This window comes from Sphingosinicella sp. (assembly GCF_013911755.1).
Lineage (GTDB): Bacteria > Pseudomonadota > Alphaproteobacteria > Sphingomonadales > Sphingomonadaceae > Sphingosinicella.
Window position 1 is genome coordinate 217631 of sequence record NZ_JACESP010000001.1, and the last position, 15252, is coordinate 232882.

Consider the following 15252-nt stretch of genomic DNA (forward strand, 5'->3'; position numbering starts at 1 on the left):
GACGTGTCGGGGCTCATCAAGCGCTCGGTGACGATCGCCGGGCATCGCACCTCGGTGAGCCTCGAACCCGTGTTCTGGGATGCGCTCGTGGCGGCGGCGGAGGCTGAGGGGCGTTCCGTCAACGCGCTCGTCGCCGAAATCGACGAGGCGCGGACCACCAACCTTTCAAGCGCGATCCGGGTTTTTCTGTTCGAGCGGCGGGGTGGCTGACGGGTTGTACGTCCCTAGACTTCGCTCGGGATGAGTACCCTTTTTTACTCTACGTCCATCATCCCGAGCGAAGTCGAGGGATGTACACCGTTCTACTCAAGCCAGGTGACGTGGCCCATCTTGCGGCCGGGCTTCACTTCGCTCTTGCCGTAGAGGTGCAGGTGCGCGCGGGGGTCCGCGAGGATCGCCGCCCAGTCGTTTGCGTCTTCGCCGATCAGGTTCTTCATGCGCACGGCGCGCGCGCTAAGGCCGGTTTCGCCGAGCGGGAGACCGCAGATGGCGCGGATATGGTTCTCGAACTGGCTGGTGTGCGCGCCCTCGATCGTCCAGTGGCCGCTGTTGTGGACGCGCGGAGCCATCTCGTTGAACACGGGCCCATCGGCGCAGCCGAAGAATTCGAGCGTCAGCAGCCCCACGTAATCCAAGGCATCGGCAACCTTGCGCGCCATTGCGGCGGCGTCTTCGACGTGTGCGGCGAGCGCGGCGGGGGCGGGCACTTCGGATAGTGCGAGGATGCCGCTCTCGTGCGTGTTGCGCGGCGCCGGGTAGACAACGCTGCTGCCGTCCTCGGCGCGCGCGAGCAGGATCGAGAATTCGGCGTCGAAGCGGACGAAGCCCTCGTAGACTGACGGGTTTTCGCCAATGTCTGCCCATGCCGTGTCGAGGGACGTATCGGCATTGATGCGGACCTGCCCCTTGCCGTCGTAGCCGAAGCGACGTGTCTTCAGGATGCCGGGGGTGCCGATCTCGCGCACGGCCGTTTCAAGCTCGGCGCGTGAGGAGACGGAGCGGTAGGGCGCGGCACGGCCGCCGAGGCCGGTGAAGAAGTCCTTTTCGGCAAGCCGGTCCTGCGCGATGCGCAGCGCGCGGGCGCCGGGGCGCGTCGGCACGCGCGATTCGAGGAATTCGAGGCTCTCGGCGTCGACGTTCTCGAACTCTACCGTCACCACGTCCACCGCGGCCGAGAAGGCTTCGAGCGCGGCATGATCGGTGTAGGCCGCGCGGGTGACGGCGGCGGAAACGTCGCCGGCGGGAAGCTCCGTCTCCGGCGCGAAGATGTGGACGCGGTAGCCCATGCTTGCTGCCGCCATCGCAAGCATACGGCCAAGCTGGCCGCCGCCCAAGATGCCTATCGTGGAACCGGGTGCGATCATTCGGGTTTTTCGGCGACCGCCTCGGTCTGCTTCGCGCGCCACTGGACCAGACGCTCGTGGACGGCGGCATCATGCGTGCCGAGAATCGCGGCGGCGAGCAGCGCGGCGTTGATGGCGCCCGGCTTGCCGATGGCAAGCGTGCCCACGGGGATGCCGCCGGGCATCTGGACGATGGAAAGCAGGCTGTCCATGCCCTTCAACGCCTTCGATTCGACAGGAACGCCGAGCACCGGGAGCGCGGTCATCGACGCGGCCATGCCCGGCAAATGGGCGGCGCCGCCCGCGCCGGCGATGATCACCTTGAGGCCGCGTGCTGCCGCGCCGTGCGCGTAGCCATATAGCCGGTCAGGTGTCCGGTGCGCTGAAACGATGCGCGTTTCGTGTGTGATTTCAAGCGCTTCGAGCGTTTCCGCGGCATGACGCATGGTTTCCCAGTCAGACTGGCTGCCCATGATGATGCCGACCAGCGGCTGTGTTTCCGACATGCTTTCCCGCGCATCCTTCCCCGAAAGCGGCGCAACCTACTTTCGGCTCGCCGCGCTGTCTATGTTCACCTTACGCACATTATTTTATGCGCAGAATGCCTATCATGGCCCGCAACTGGCCGGGAGAAAAGGATGACGCGGATCGAGGAGGGCGGACGCGCCGCGCGTGCCTATGGGCGCGTGCAGACACGTGCCGCGCTCGCATCGGTGCCTGCCCTGGGCGACGCTCTGGCCGGGATTCCCGAAGCTGAACCTGCCACCGCGATCGCGGAGGTGGCAGCGGCAGCCCTGCCGGAGCATCTGCGCGATGCCTTTGTCGCGCTGCTCGCGGAAACCGAGGAGCTTCGCCGGACGCTCGCCATCGCGCGGCGGCGCATCGAGGAGCTTGAACGGCTTGTGGAGGCGGACGAGCTGACCCCGGTCGCCAATCGGCGCGGGCTGATCCGCGACCTTGCACGCACGCTCGCGGAGGTCGGGCGGCACGGCGTCCGGGCGGCGCTGATCTTCATTGATGTCGACAAGCTGAAAATGGTCAACGACCAGTATGGCCACCTCGCGGGGGATGCGGCGCTCGTCCATATCGGCGAGACGCTGCGCGCGAAGCTGCGCGAATCCGATACGGTGGCGCGCCTCGGCGGCGACGAGTTCGCGGTGATCGTGCGCCATGTCGATGCGCAGCAGGCGCAGGCGAAGATGGAGCAGATCGTGGCGGCGGTCGCGGCGACGCCGGTGCGGCTGGGCGATGAAAGCTTCACCATCACGATTTCGGCGGGCCTCCATGTGCTGTCGCCCGGCGAGACCGTGGAAAGCGTGCTGCGGTTCGCGGACAGCGCGATGTACGTGCACAAGGCGGACAAGCGCTGACGGGCAAAAAATGTCGGCGCTGCACTTCCGAAGGCGCGTTCCGATGGAAATGTAACCTCCGCGCGCTATAAGCGGCGGCATGTCCGATGATGTTCTGGAAAAGGATCTGGTTCCGGTGCCGCGCGAGGCGCTGGAAGACAACCGGCTGACGGGCGCTTTCGTCGATGAAGTGACGGACGCGCTTGCCGCCGGCGATACCGCGCGCGTGCAGGAACTCGTCGAGCCGCTGCACCCCGCCGATATCGCCGACCTCATCGAACAGGTGGAGCCGGGCGAACGCCAGGTTCTCGCGGCTGCGCTCGGCGATGTGCTCGACGCGGACGTCATCTCGGAAATGAACGAGGTGGTGCGCGAGCAGCTGATCGATGTGCTCGATGCCGGTCAGGTCGCCGACGTTGTCACCCAGATGGAGACCGACGACGCGGTCGCCATCCTCGAGGACATGGACGAGGAGGACCAGGCCGAAGTCCTCCGCTCGCTCCCCGCCGACGAGCGCGCCGCCATCGAGGAGGCGTTGAGCTACCCGGAAGAGTCCGCCGGGCGCCTGATGCAGCGCGATCTGATCGCGGTGCCGGAATACTGGACCGTCGGTCAGGTCATCGATTTCCTGCGGCAGGCGGGCGACGATGTGACGAGCGATTTCTGGGAAATCTTCGTCGTCGACCCGTCGCACAAGCCGCTGGGCACGATGCGGCTTTCGCTGGTGCTGCGTTCGCCGCGCAACGTCCTCGTCAGCGACGTGATGGAGCGCGAGCAGACATTGATCCCGGTCGATATGGACCAGGAAGAGGTCGCGCTGCGCTTCCAGAAATATGCGCTGATTTCGGCCGCGGTCGTCGATACGTCCGGGCGCCTCGTCGGTGTGATCACCGTCGACGACGTCGTCCATATCATTCAGGAAGAGGCTGACGAGGATATCCTCCGCCTGTCGGGCGCCGGCGACGGCGACATCAACGACAATGTACGCGAGATCGTTTCCACGCGCCTGCGCTGGCTCGTTCTCAATCTCGGCACGGCGATCATTGCTTCCATCGTCATCGGTTTCTTTGCGGGCACGATCGAGAAAATGGTGGCGCTCGCCATTCTGATGCCCATCGTCTCTGCGCTCGGCGGCAATGCTGCGACGCAGACGATGGCGGTGACGGTGCGCGCGCTCGCCACCGACCAGCTGACCGAGGCGAACACGCGGCGCACGATCGTGAAGGAGATTCGCGTCGCGCTGATCAACGGCGCGTCGATCGCGTTCCTCGTCGGCGTGGCGGCCGGGCTTTATTTCATGAACATCCACCTCGGCCTCGTCATCGCGACTGCCATGATCGGCAACATCCTCGTCGCGGGTATCGCCGGCGTCATGGTGCCGCTGACGCTCGACCGCATGGAGGTCGATCCCGCAGTCTCGTCGCCCGTCTTCGTCACGATGACGACGGACGTGATGGGCTTCCTGTTCTTCCTCGGCCTCGCCGCGGCGACCGGCCTCGCGGGCTAGGCCCGTGACCGAGGTCATCCTCGTCGACGACGAACGACTTGTCGCCAAACTCTATGGCCGCGCGGTGGAAGCAGCGGGCTATCAGGCGACGCTGTTCGGCGATGCGGAATCAGCGTTCAAGCACATTACGCAGCAGGCGCCGTCGCTGCTTATCACCGATCTCAACATGCCCGGCCTTTCGGGCTACGCGCTTGCCGAGCGCGTTATGGAGCGGGGCCTCAAGCATTTTCCCATCATCCTGATGAGCGCGGACGACACCGCCGAACTGATCAAGGCAGGGGTGGCCGCCGGCATCGACGATTTCCTCGTGAAGGGCGTGGGCTTCGACCGGTTTCGCGCACGGCTCGATCACTGGATGAAGGGGCCGTTCCACGGGCTGCCCGCGCACGTCCGCGTTGCGGCGCGCGAGAGTCTGGCACGGAGCGGGGCGCCGGAAACGCCGATCCTGCACCTCCACGGATCGCTCGACCGCATCACGGGGCGCGCGGCGGTGACGGTGGAGGATCTGCTGGATGCCGTGGGCGGCGAATACGGCCGTTCGGCGGCCGAGGCGCTGAGGCTTCTGGGCGTCATCGACGGCGTGCTCGCGCTTCTCGCCCGTTCGAACGGCCTCGCGCAGCTACGCCGTCTTGAAGCGATGGCGGGGGTCATCGACAGGCTCGGCGACCCGTGGCAGGGGCGTCTTCGTCCCTACATCGACCGCTTCGAAAGCGTCGCGCAGGACGCCACCTTCCGGCACGCCGCACAGTCGCTCCGACTGCGTTAGCGCAGCGTCACGCGCCGCAGCTGACCTTGCCGCTGCCGAGCGTCTTCACTTCGCACTGGGGCTTTCCGAGGATCTTGATGTCGCCGGAGCCCGCGATGCTGAGCTTCGCGTGCTTGACGACATCGGCCGTGATGTCACCCGATCCCGCGATCTTGCCGGTGAGCGTCTGGCACTTGAGACCGGGGGCGTCGATGTTGCCGGAGCCCGCGATGGAGATGGTGGCCGCGCCGCACGTGCCGGTCATTGCCATGTCGCCCGACCCGGCGAGCGACACATCCATGCGGTCTGCCGTCACCACGCCGACATTGAGATCGCCCGAACCCGCGAGCGAGAGCTTGACGTCCTGACCCTTCATGCGATCGACGGCGACATCGCCCGACCCGGCGAGGCGGGCGCTATCGAGCGTATGCGTGGTGACGTAGATGGTCAGCATCTCGCCCTCCTTCCACGAAAACCACGTATCCGATTTCTTTTCGCGAATGCGCAGCGTGCCGCTTGCCACCTCGACCTCCAGACGGTCGATCGATTTCTGATCACCGACGGCGCGGACGCTCGGCGCCTTGCCGGTGGACACGATCACCTTGTGCGGCACGGAAACGGAAAGGGCTTCAAAGCCTGTGACCGTGTATTTCTGTTCGGCGGCATGGGCGGGGGCCGCAAGCGCAACGAGGGGAAGGGCAACGAGAAGAGCGCGTTTCATGGGGGACGATCTCCAAACTGTGTTGCTATAGCAATACAGCGAGTCCGCGTGTCTGTCGACCCTCAATAAAGGAACATCGGCATACCCTCGACGCTCTTCAGCCGCGCGCGGTACTGTTCGCGGTCGTAGAGTCGGTCCACATCAACATGTTTCGCGCCCTGGAGCACGCTGTTTGCCGGGACATGGCAATAGTTGCCGCTGGAGAGCGTCACCATTCGGCCGGTCTCGCGCCGTTCGATGAGTTGCACGGCGAGCGCGCCGAAGGCGAGGCCCACCATGCGGTCGAGTGCGTCGGGTTCGCCCGCGCGCATCAGGTAGGCAAGCTCCTGCAGCACGGTGCCGCCGCCGCCCGCCGTCTCTATGGCGCGCGCGATGCGGTGGCCGATGCCCACGTCATCGCGCGCCGTGGCGGAACCGGACATGTCCCGCTCCGCGCCGCCGACGAGACTTGCACCCTCGGAGACCACCAGAACCGCGTAGTTCGCCGGATTGGTCGCCTTGTCGCGGGCGAGCAACGGCAGCAGGACATCGAGATCGGCAGGCACTTCGGCGATCACAGTGCGGTCCACCTGCGCGAGAAAGCCGGCGAGGAGCGCGGTCTCGCCGGAGCGGCGGCCGAACAGTTCGACGACGGCGATGCGTTCGTGGCTTTCGGTCGTGGTGCGCAACGCGTTGATCGCCGCGACGGAGCGGGTCACGGCGGTCGAGAAACCGATGCAATAGTCGGTGCCGTTCACGTCGTTGTCCATCGTTTTGGGGATGGAGATGACCGGAACGCCGAGGCTGTCGAGATGGGCGGAAAAACGCAGCGTACCGTCCCCGCCGAGCGTGATCATCACGTCGATCCCGAGGCGTTCGAGCACGCGCATCACGTGCGGGGTGCGGTCGCCGCCCTTCGCGGTGCGGGGATCGCAGCGGGAGGTGTGGAGAATCGTGCCGCCCAGACGATCGAGCCCCCGCACGCGTTCGCGGCCGAGCGCGATGGTGTTCGCCGCGATCGAGGCGGGATCGTCGGGGTCGATGTCGAGCAGCCCCTGCCAGCCTCGCCGGAAGCCCACGACTTCCCAGCCACGATCGTCCGCCGACAAAGCGACGGCGCGGATGCAGGGGTTGAGGCCGGGAACGTCCCCGCCGCCCGTCAAAATACCGAGGCGCATCATCTTCTCCTGCTTTGCCGGAAACTATGCCGCCCGCTGGCTGAGGCGTCGAGGGTGCGGGTCGCACTGTCGCGATTTTTTACACTGCCGCATGGCGACAGCGCCCGCCATGCGAAATTCCCAGAAAATCGAATGACTTAGTGGTTAACGTCGTTTCGAGCCCGTGCCTTTTCCCCGATCGAGGCGACGATGTGTGCTGCAAGAGCGTTGGCTATTCTTACGTTTACGTGTCGCATGCCAGGGCTTTCAGCACTTTTTCTTAGAAATATTGTTTATTTTCAATAATTTGAAGAAATTTTGGGGTTCTGGCACAAGGCTTGCTGATAGGTCGGCGAACAGATTTTGTCAGGAGTAAATAGAGTGAAGTCAGCGTTTCTTACCAAGGCCCTGCCGGCCGCTGCGCTCGTCGCCGCCACCGCTTTTGCCACCTCCGCCCACGCCGCCGTGGTGAATGAATGGAGCTATGATGTCTCTGCGTCCTTCTCGTCGGCGACGCCCGATCTCGGAACGCCGGGCGGCTTCATCTCGGGTCCGCTCCAGATTTCGTGGGGCCGCCCCACCGGCACGATTGCGCCCGGCGGTGGCCGCAGCGCACTGACGATCGGCGGTACGCCGGCGCTCGGCAGCGTGTTCACGAACGGCGCCGACGCCGCAGCGAACAGCCTGACCCACTCGAACAACGTCATCAACGATCGTTCGGGCGAAAACTGGCAGCGTCTCGATGCCGCTTCGCTGAAGATCGACGTTGCCTTGACCTCGGTCGATCCGGTGCTCGGTGCGGTCGACCCGTTCTCGCTCTCGTTCGTGATCGATTTCCTCGAGACGCCGAACAACCCGGAAATGCCCGGACCCGATTACTGCGCCGATGGCGCGGTCCAAGGCTCGCAGGGCCCCGGCTGCCGCGACATCTTCGTCATCTCGGCGGGCAGCCTGACGCAGTATTTCGAGCTCGACGGCGAAACCTACAAGTTCTCGTTCTTCGACCTTGGCGGTGCGATCGGCACGCTTTCGGACAACGCGTGCGCGGCTGTCGGTCAGGGCCCGGGGTGCGTTGGGTTCCTGACCCGCGAGGAGCTGGAAAACGTCGTGAACTTCGGGTTCAACATCACCCATGTGCCGGAGCCGGCCGCGCTTGCGCTCTTCGGCCTTGGTCTTGCCGGCCTTGGCGTGGCGCGCCGCCGCCGCAAGGCCTGAACGCAAAGCCCGAACGGGAAGGCGCTGGCGGGAAACCGCCGGCGCTTTTTTCTTTTGAGTCGGGTCGCTGATTCAGATCAGCGCAGCGATGTTCGGCTCTCCCGCCGCAACGCGCAGCCGGTGACCAATCACCGGGGATTCCATCAACGGTTCGAGTCCGCTGTGCATCTGGGCGAGGAAGCGTTCGCCACTGTCGAGGCGGCCGATGACGATCGCGAACATCGGCTCGCCTTTGTCATGCACCACGGTGAAGGTCTCCAGCCGCCCTTCGCCTTCCGGCGTTTCGGTGAACGGCGGTGAGGGGATGGCGTCGATCGCGGCTTGATATGAGGCGGGGTCGGTGCGTGCCTTGTACCCCGGACGGGTCGAGTAGACGCCGAAGCTGTGCTTCGTGAGAAAGCCGCCATTGGCGAACACGAATCCCCACGCGCCGGCGTCGTCCCGGCAATGCTGGACGACCTCCGCGATCGCATGCAGCGAATAGGCGTTGCCGGGGCCGCCGAAATACGGAAGGCCGCCTGTGAGCGTCAGCTGCGCGGGGTCTTCGGTCGGCAGGCCGATCATCGCGGCGGCAATTTCCACCGCCACCGGGAAACAGCTGTAAAGGTCGATGTAGCTGAGTTCGTCGGGCGCGACATCGGCTTCGGCCAAGGCATGGGCGGCGCCGATGTGAATTGCCGGAGATGTCGCGTAGTCGACACGTTCGCTCACCAGAATCTTCTCGTGCGTATCTGCCGACCCGTGCAGGTAGACGCGGCGGTCGGCGGGGACGCCGAGCCGGTCGGCAGCCTCCGTCGACATCATCAGAACCGCCGCCGCCTGATCGACAAACATGTTTGCAACCAGATGCTTGGTGTAGGGATAGGCGATGATGCGGTTTTCCCCGGTGGGCTGCACCAGCGCCGCGGCGTCATACGCGCGGCGAATCTGCGCAAAGGGATTGTCGGCGGCGACGGCGCTGAAGGGCGCCATCAGCTTGCCGATTTCAGCGCGGTGCTGGAGCGGAGACCAGCCCATCGCCGCCCCGAACGCGTTCTCGAACAGCGGGTAGACATTCGTGGGCAAGGCGATGCCATGGCGTATCTCGTGCGCGTTCGCATAGCGCGTTTCCTCGCCGCAGGACGCCGGTTCGGACGGAGCATCCTCGTTCCAGTCGAACTTCAGGCCTGCCTTTTCCGCGCGCGCCTGTGTCCGCATGGCCTCGCCTCCGACGATCAGCGCGACATCGCTTTCCCCGGTCGCGATGCGTTCGGCGATGACGTTCACCAACATCTGCGGCGTGTTGCCGCCGACGGGCCCGTAGATGAGATCGCGAGGATCGGCACCAATCCGCCGGGCAACCGCGTGCGGCAGATTCCGGTATTTCCCGAACGGCGACGGGAAGGCGCCGCCGGAATCGGCGAACAGCCGGACGGCGACGAGCGTATCGATCGCGCTCGCGGCCTCCGCCCCGCTGTCCGCGATCGCCCCGCGCGCCGCCTCGGCGAGCATGTCCGCCGGCGACAGGCCCTTGGCCGGGTCGTCTTCCCGCCCGACGTACTGGGCGACACCGACGAGAACGGGCGTACGCGGATCTGAGGACATCAACGGATACCCGGCACTTCGGTGCTCGGCGCCTCGTTGCCCGCGCTGTTGCCCGCGTATTTCTTGTATTCCATCAGCGCGATGGTGCGGTTGTGGACCTCGTCCGGCCCATCGGCGAGGCGCAGCGTGCGGATGCCCGCGTAAGAACTCGCAAGCCCGAAATCCTGGCTGACGCCGCCGCCGCCGTGTGCCTGGATCGCGTCGTCGATGATCTTCAGCGCCATGCGCGGCGCGGCGACCTTGATCATCGCGATCTCGAGCCGAGCCGCCTTGTTGCCCACGCGGTCCATCATGTCCGCGGCCTTGAGGCAGAGAAGGCGCGTCATCTCGATATCAGTGCGCGCTTCGGCGATGCGCTGTTCCCAGATGCTGTGCTCGGAAATGCGCTTGCCGAACGCTTCGCGCGTCAAAAGCCGGCGGGCCATTCGCTCCAGCGCGCGCTCGGCGGCGCCGATCGTGCGCATACAGTGGTGGATGCGGCCCGGCCCGAGGCGGCCCTGCGCGATCTCGAAGCCCCGGCCCTCGCCGAGCAGGATGCTGTCAGCCGGCACGCGCACGTCGTCGAGCAGGACTTCGGCGTGGCCGTGCGGCGCGTCGTCGTAGCCGAAGACGTTCAGCATCCGCTCGACCTTGATGCCCGGCGCATCCATCGGCACGAGGATCTGCGACTGCTGCAGGTGCTTTGGCGCCGACGGGTCCGTCTTGCCCATCACGATCGCGACCTTGCAGCGCGGATCGCCGACGCCCGACGACCACCATTTGCGGCCGCTGACGATATAGTGGTCGCCGTCGCGGCGGATGCGTGTCTCGATGTTCGTTGCGTCGGATGAGGCCACGGCAGGCTCGGTCATCAGGAAGGCGGAGCGAATTTCGCCGTTCATCAGCGGCCGCAGCCATTTTTCCTGCTGGTCCCGCGTGCCGTAGCGCATCAGCACTTCCATGTTGCCGGTATCGGGCGCGGAGCAGTTGAACACCTCTGCTGACCAGATTGCGCGGCCCATCTCTTCGGCGAGCGGCGCGTATTCGAGGTTGGTGAGCGTCGTGCCCTCGAAGGCGAACTCGCTGACCGGCTTGCCGCCGTGGCTGGGCGGCATGAACATGTTCCACAGGCCCGCCTCGCGCGCCTTCGGTTTCAGCTCCTCGATCACGGGGAGCACCTTCCAGCGTTCGCCGGAGGCGACCTCTTCGGCATAGCGCTTCTCGTTGGGGTAAATGTGCTCGTCCATGAACGCCCGGACGCGCCCGATCATCTCCCGGGTCTTTGCGGAATATTCGAAGTTCATGGGCGCGTTCCTTTGTCTGTCATGTCCAGCCTATCCATAAGCCTGAAGCGCGCACTGTCACTTCCGAAGGATGATAGGCGAGACGTGCGTAAATGGGGATCACTCGACACACGCGACCGCCTGCACTACCTATAAGGGCGTAGTCGCGCGTGGAGGGGCCGCCCGGCAAACTGAAGACAAGGATACAATGAATCGAGTACGCCTGGGCCTAACCGGCCTTGCTTTGGTGTTTTTGCTGGTCATGGCGGCAGCGATCCTGCTGCGCCCGCCGGCTGAACCCGAGCCGAAAGCGAAAGAAGATCCGCTCGCGACGCTGGGTGTAGCGCCGGGCGCCGACAAGAACGCCGAGCCGGCGCCAGAGCCGCCGCCCGCGGTGCTTGATACGCCCCCGCTCGATACGCCGGAGCCGCTGACCGATCCTCTCATCATCGACGAGAGCAAGGATCTGACCGAAATCTGACGGCGACTCACCGCCGTATTTCACACACCGACTTATCCACAGGCCTGTGCGCACCCGCGCGCGGGCCTGCTTGCTATTGTTTCACCTCCGTAAACCCACGCGATTCAGCGAAAAACCACGCGAAAAACATCAAATCCCATAAATTCCCATTGAAACCCATGAAATACCCATGATACTCCGTTTTCCACAGGGGAGCGGGGATTCAGCCCTCGGTACTGGCCTAACGCGTTAACCTTTCGGGTTGCGCGGCCGGGGATTGCATTGCCCGCTGATTGGAAGCCGCGCGTGAAACGGGATTTGTTCAAGGGATTCGCGATCAACGCAGTCGACGCCAAAGGGCGACTGTCGATCCCTGCCGGCTACCGTTCCACGATCGAAGCGCGCTCCGCCGTGAAGGAAGTCACCCTGTCCCTGCGGTTCGAACCGAACCACATCCGCGCCTACGACGCCTACTACAATGACTTCATCTATCAGCAGATCGAGCGCCGGTTCACGCCGGAGCAGGAGGGCGAACGCGCCGCCGCCCTGCAGCGCGAATTCAGCTTCGTCGAACCGCTTCCCTACGATGCCAACGGGCGGATCGTGCTCCCCGCCGCCACCCGTGAGGCCGCCGGCATCGATCGGCTCGCCTGCTTCCTTGCGTTCGCCGACTATTTCGAGATCTGGGACCCGAAAGCGCTGCTCGCCTCCGACCGTGCCGACCCCGCCACGGTTTTTCATGTCCGCAATCTCTTGAAAGAGCGCGGAGAGACGATATGACGGCGGCCCCTCATATCCCCGTTCTTCTCGAAGCTGTGCTCGCCGGTATTTCTCCCATCTCTGGTGCAAGCGTCGTCGACGGCACATTCGGTGCCGGCGGCTACGCGAATGCGGTGCTCGCAGCGGGCGCCGGGCATGTGTATGCGTTCGACCGCGATCCAACGGCCATCGCGGCCGGTGAGGCGCTGGCGGGTGCGAACCCGGACCGGCTGACATTGATCCACGAGCGCTTCTCGCTGATGGACCGCGCGCTCGAAGCCCGCGGCGTTTCGACCGTGGACGCGATCATGCTCGATATCGGCGTGTCCTCGATGCAGATCGATCAGGCGGCGCGCGGTTTTTCGTTTCAGGCCGACGGTCCGCTCGACATGCGCATGTCGAGCGAGGGTCCGAGTGCCGCGGATCTCGTGAACACGCTGGACGAGACGGCGCTTGCCGATCTCCTTTACCAATATGGCGAGGAGCCGCGCTCGCGCCGCGTCGCGAGCCACATCGTGGCGGCGCGGCCGATTGCGCGCACCGGTGAACTCGCCGCGATTGTCCGCAAGGCGCTTGGCCACCGGCCGGGCGCACCCAAGGATCCGGCGACGCGCACGTTTCAGGCGCTGCGCATCGCGGTGAACGACGAACTCGGCGAACTCGATGCCGGCCTCCGCGCGGCTGAACGCCTGCTGCGTCCCGGCGGGCGGCTCGCCGTGGTGAGTTTCCACAGTCTTGAGGACAGGGCGGTGAAGCGCTTCCTGCGTACGCGCAGCGGGGGTGACCCGCAGGGCTCGCGCCACCTGCCCGAGGCGCGGATCGGGGGGTCCGCGCCGACATTTCAGGCGGCGAAAGCCGTTCGCCCCGATGCAGCGGAAATCGCCGCGAACCCGCGCGCCCGCTCGGCAACACTTCGTATCGGCACGCGCACCGATGCCCCCGCATGGAAGGATGACGCATGATCCGCTCGCTTGGCTCCGCAGGTCTTGCCCTCGTGACGCTGGGAGCGGGCCTCGGCCTCTATCTCGTCAGCTACAGCGTGGGTGCCGAGCGCAGTGGCATCTCGAAGCTTGAGCGGCAGATCGCCGCCGACCGCCGCGACATCCGCGCGCTGGAGGCCGAGCTCCGCGTCCGCTCCAACCTGCCGCAGCTTGAGCGCTGGAACGCGTCGGCGCTGGCGCTCGGCGCGCCGAAGTCGGGACAGATTCTGGAAAGCGAAGTGCAACTCGCCAGCCTCGTGCGTCCGCACCGGCCGGATGCGATGCCGGCGGACGTGCGCCTTGCCAGCGTTGAGCTGCCGGCGCCTGCCGAGCGTGAGATGCGCGTGGCCTCGGTGGCCCCGGTGCCCCGGGCCAAGCTCCCCGTGCTGCGCGAACGCGCCGAACCGGGCCTGTTCTCCGCGGGCTTCGTGGCCGAGATCGACGCCGCCGCGGACGATGAGCGCGCGTCGCTGACGCGCGTGTCGCTGCGGTGAGCCCGGCCGCACAGCGCCAGCTTCGAATCCAGCTTGCCGGAAAGCGGCAGGCGCAGCTTGCGCGGTCGCGGCAACGGCTCATGATCGGCATCATGCTGTTCACCGCGCTGGTGGGCATCATCGGGCTCCGCCTCGGCGAGCTTTCCCTGACCGGGTCGAGCGCGGTTGCAGCGACGCGGCAGATCGCGTTCGCGCCGCCGCGCGCGGACATCGTCGACCGCAACGGCGGCGACCTTGCCACCACGTTCGATGCCTTCGCGCTCGCCGTGCGCCCCCAGGCGCTGGTCGGCGATCCGGAGATACTGGCGCGCCGGATCGCGAACATCCTCGGGCGCCCGAGCGCGCTGCCGATCTACAAGGAACTCACCCACCACGGGAAATATCGCTATATCCAGCGGCGCATCCTTCCGGCGGAAGCGAAGGCGATCAACGCCATCGGCGAGCCGGGGCTGGTGCTGGAGCGCGAGCAGGAGCGCATTTACCCCAACCAGTTTCTTGCCGCGCACGTCATCGGCTACACCAATGTCGACGGTGTCGGGCAGGCGGGCATGGAGCGCGCCTATCAGGAGCGGCTCACCGATCCCGAGCTGCGCGACAAGCCGCTCGAACTCGCCATCGACGCGCGCGTGCAGCACGCTGTCGAAAGCGAACTGCAGACGGCAATGACCAAGCACAGCGCGATCGGCGCTTCGGGCATCGTGCTCGACGTCCACACAGGCGAGGTGCTTGCGCTCGCCTCGCTGCCGGAACTCAATCCGAACAAGGCGGGCGCCGTCAGCCCCGACGCGATCTTCAATCGCGCCACGCTCGGCGTTTATGAACTCGGGTCGACCTTCAAGGCGCTGACGATGGGCATGGCGCTCGATACCGGCGTCGTCACGTCGATGTCGCAGCAGTATGACGCGACGCATCCGCTGCAGATGGGCCGGTTTCGCATTCGCGACGACCATCCCAAGGCGCGCTGGCTGACGATCCCCGAGATCTTCATGTATTCCTCGAACATCGGCACGGCGCAGATCGCGCAAGAGATCGGCTCCGCGCGGCAGCAGAAGTTCCTGAAGGAACTCGGCTTCATGGAGCCCGCCGAGATCGAACTGAAGGAGCGTGGGCGCACGCTCTATCCGGCTCAATGGGGTGAACTTGCCACGATGACCGTGAGCTACGGCCACGGCATCGCGGTCACGCCCCTCCATCTTGCCAGTGCCTATGCGGCACTCGTCAACGGCGGCGTCTGGAGGCCCGCCACGCTTCTGAAGGTTCAAGGCGGAGGGGTCGGGAAGGGCCGCCGTGTCTTCAGCGAGGAAGCGTCGCGGACAATGCGGGCAATGCTGCGTCTCGTGGTGACGCATGGCACTGGCAAGCAGGCAGAAGCGCAGGGGTATCGCGTCGGCGGCAAGACCGGAACGGCGGAAAAGCCCGATGGCGGCCGCTATAACCGGAACGCCATGGTCACGACGTTCGCCGGGGCGTTTCCGATGGACGACCCCAAATACGTGGTCATCGCGATGCTCGACGAGCCCAAGGGCACCAAGGAAACCTATGGCTTCCGCGGCGCAGGCTGGAACGCGGCGCCCGTCGTTTCCAAGGTTATCAGCCGCATCGCGCCGGTGCTCGGGGTTGCGCCGAGCGACGTTCGCGACGTCGATCTCAACCCCCTCCTGGCCTACGTCCAGGGCAAGCAGCCGACCGGATAAGGA

At 65.7% G+C, this 15252-nt stretch carries 16 protein-coding genes; 10 read left to right on the forward strand and 6 right to left on the reverse strand.

Translation table 11 applies throughout. The features are described 5' to 3' along the window. Window positions 1-3: 3 nt before the first annotated feature. Window positions 4-210 carry a ribbon-helix-helix domain-containing protein gene (locus H2052_RS01155; protein WP_293776915.1) on the forward strand — a complete coding sequence of 69 codons (207 nt, stop codon included), beginning with the start codon at window positions 4-6 and terminating at the stop codon, window positions 208-210. Between the two features lie 92 nt (window positions 211-302). Here H2052_RS01155 and H2052_RS01160 read toward each other — a convergent pair whose 3' ends face one another. Together H2052_RS01160 and purE are read right to left on the reverse strand one after the other, a co-directional pair. Then, window positions 303-1364, reverse strand: a complete 1062-nt coding sequence (locus tag H2052_RS01160; protein WP_293776917.1) for a 5-(carboxyamino)imidazole ribonucleotide synthase — start codon at window positions 1362-1364, stop codon at window positions 303-305. Then, a complete protein-coding gene (gene purE, locus H2052_RS01165; RefSeq protein ID WP_293776919.1) occupies window positions 1361-1849 on the reverse strand; it encodes a 5-(carboxyamino)imidazole ribonucleotide mutase in 489 nt (162 codons plus the stop codon). The genes H2052_RS01160 and purE overlap by 4 nt, the downstream gene beginning before the upstream one ends. Window positions 1850-1981: 132 nt before the next feature. Here purE and H2052_RS01170 point away from each other — a divergent pair, with 132 nt between their 5' ends. The 3 genes from H2052_RS01170 (at window position 1982) to H2052_RS01180 (ending at window position 4965) form a co-directional block, all read left to right on the forward strand. Next, entirely contained in the window at window positions 1982-2713 is a 732-nt protein-coding gene (locus tag H2052_RS01170; RefSeq protein ID WP_293776921.1) for a GGDEF domain-containing protein, read from the forward strand. 79 nt (window positions 2714-2792) lie between these two features. Then, entirely contained in the window at window positions 2793-4199 is a 1407-nt protein-coding gene (gene mgtE / locus H2052_RS01175) for a magnesium transporter (protein WP_293776923.1), read from the forward strand. A gap of 4 nt (window positions 4200-4203) precedes the next feature. Continuing rightward, window positions 4204-4965: a response regulator gene (locus H2052_RS01180; protein WP_293776925.1), complete on the forward strand. Its 762-nt coding sequence runs from the start codon at window positions 4204-4206 to the stop codon at window positions 4963-4965. Window positions 4966-4972: 7 nt separating this feature from the next. On the opposite strand, the gene H2052_RS01185 is transcribed toward H2052_RS01180, so the two are convergent. Then, entirely contained in the window at window positions 4973-5665 is a 693-nt protein-coding gene (locus H2052_RS01185) for a head GIN domain-containing protein (RefSeq protein ID WP_293776927.1), read from the reverse strand. A 62-nt stretch (window positions 5666-5727) separates the two neighbouring features. After that, entirely contained in the window at window positions 5728-6822 is a 1095-nt protein-coding gene (locus tag H2052_RS01190; protein ID WP_293776929.1) for an ATP-dependent 6-phosphofructokinase, read from the reverse strand. Window positions 6823-7182: 360 nt separating this feature from the next. Between H2052_RS01190 and H2052_RS01195 the strand changes: the two genes are divergently transcribed. Then, complete coding sequence (locus H2052_RS01195) at window positions 7183-8016, forward strand: THxN family PEP-CTERM protein (protein WP_293776931.1); 834 nt, start codon at window positions 7183-7185, stop codon at window positions 8014-8016. A 72-nt stretch (window positions 8017-8088) separates the two neighbouring features. Here the strand turns inward: H2052_RS01195 and H2052_RS01200 are convergent, their stop codons facing one another. Both H2052_RS01200 and H2052_RS01205 read right to left on the reverse strand, forming a co-directional pair. Further along, window positions 8089-9600, reverse strand: a complete 1512-nt coding sequence (locus H2052_RS01200; protein WP_293776933.1) for an acetyl-CoA acetyltransferase — start codon at window positions 9598-9600, stop codon at window positions 8089-8091. Beyond that, window positions 9600-10883, reverse strand: a complete 1284-nt coding sequence (locus tag H2052_RS01205; RefSeq protein WP_293776935.1) for an acyl-CoA dehydrogenase family protein — start codon at window positions 10881-10883, stop codon at window positions 9600-9602. The genes H2052_RS01200 and H2052_RS01205 overlap by 1 nt, the downstream gene beginning before the upstream one ends. 187 nt (window positions 10884-11070) lie before the next feature. Here H2052_RS01205 and H2052_RS01210 point away from each other — a divergent pair, with 187 nt between their 5' ends. From H2052_RS01210 to H2052_RS01230, 5 genes are all read left to right on the forward strand, one after another. Beyond that, window positions 11071-11343, forward strand: coding sequence for a hypothetical protein (locus H2052_RS01210; RefSeq protein ID WP_293776937.1), 273 nt, complete (start codon window positions 11071-11073; stop codon window positions 11341-11343). A gap of 285 nt (window positions 11344-11628) precedes the next feature. Next, window positions 11629-12102 (forward strand): hypothetical protein, encoded by a 474-nt coding sequence (locus tag H2052_RS01215; RefSeq protein ID WP_293776939.1) that lies wholly within the window; start codon window positions 11629-11631, stop codon window positions 12100-12102. Then, complete coding sequence (gene rsmH / locus H2052_RS01220; RefSeq protein WP_293776941.1) at window positions 12099-13043, forward strand: 16S rRNA (cytosine(1402)-N(4))-methyltransferase RsmH; 945 nt, start codon at window positions 12099-12101, stop codon at window positions 13041-13043. The genes H2052_RS01215 and rsmH overlap by 4 nt, the downstream gene beginning before the upstream one ends. After that, window positions 13040-13555: a hypothetical protein gene (locus tag H2052_RS01225; protein ID WP_293776943.1), complete on the forward strand. Its 516-nt coding sequence runs from the start codon at window positions 13040-13042 to the stop codon at window positions 13553-13555. The genes rsmH and H2052_RS01225 overlap by 4 nt, the downstream gene beginning before the upstream one ends. A gap of 80 nt (window positions 13556-13635) precedes the next feature. Next, window positions 13636-15249 (forward strand): penicillin-binding protein 2, encoded by a 1614-nt coding sequence (locus tag H2052_RS01230; protein WP_293777223.1) that lies wholly within the window; start codon window positions 13636-13638, stop codon window positions 15247-15249. The last annotated feature ends 3 nt before the right edge of the window (window positions 15250-15252 follow it).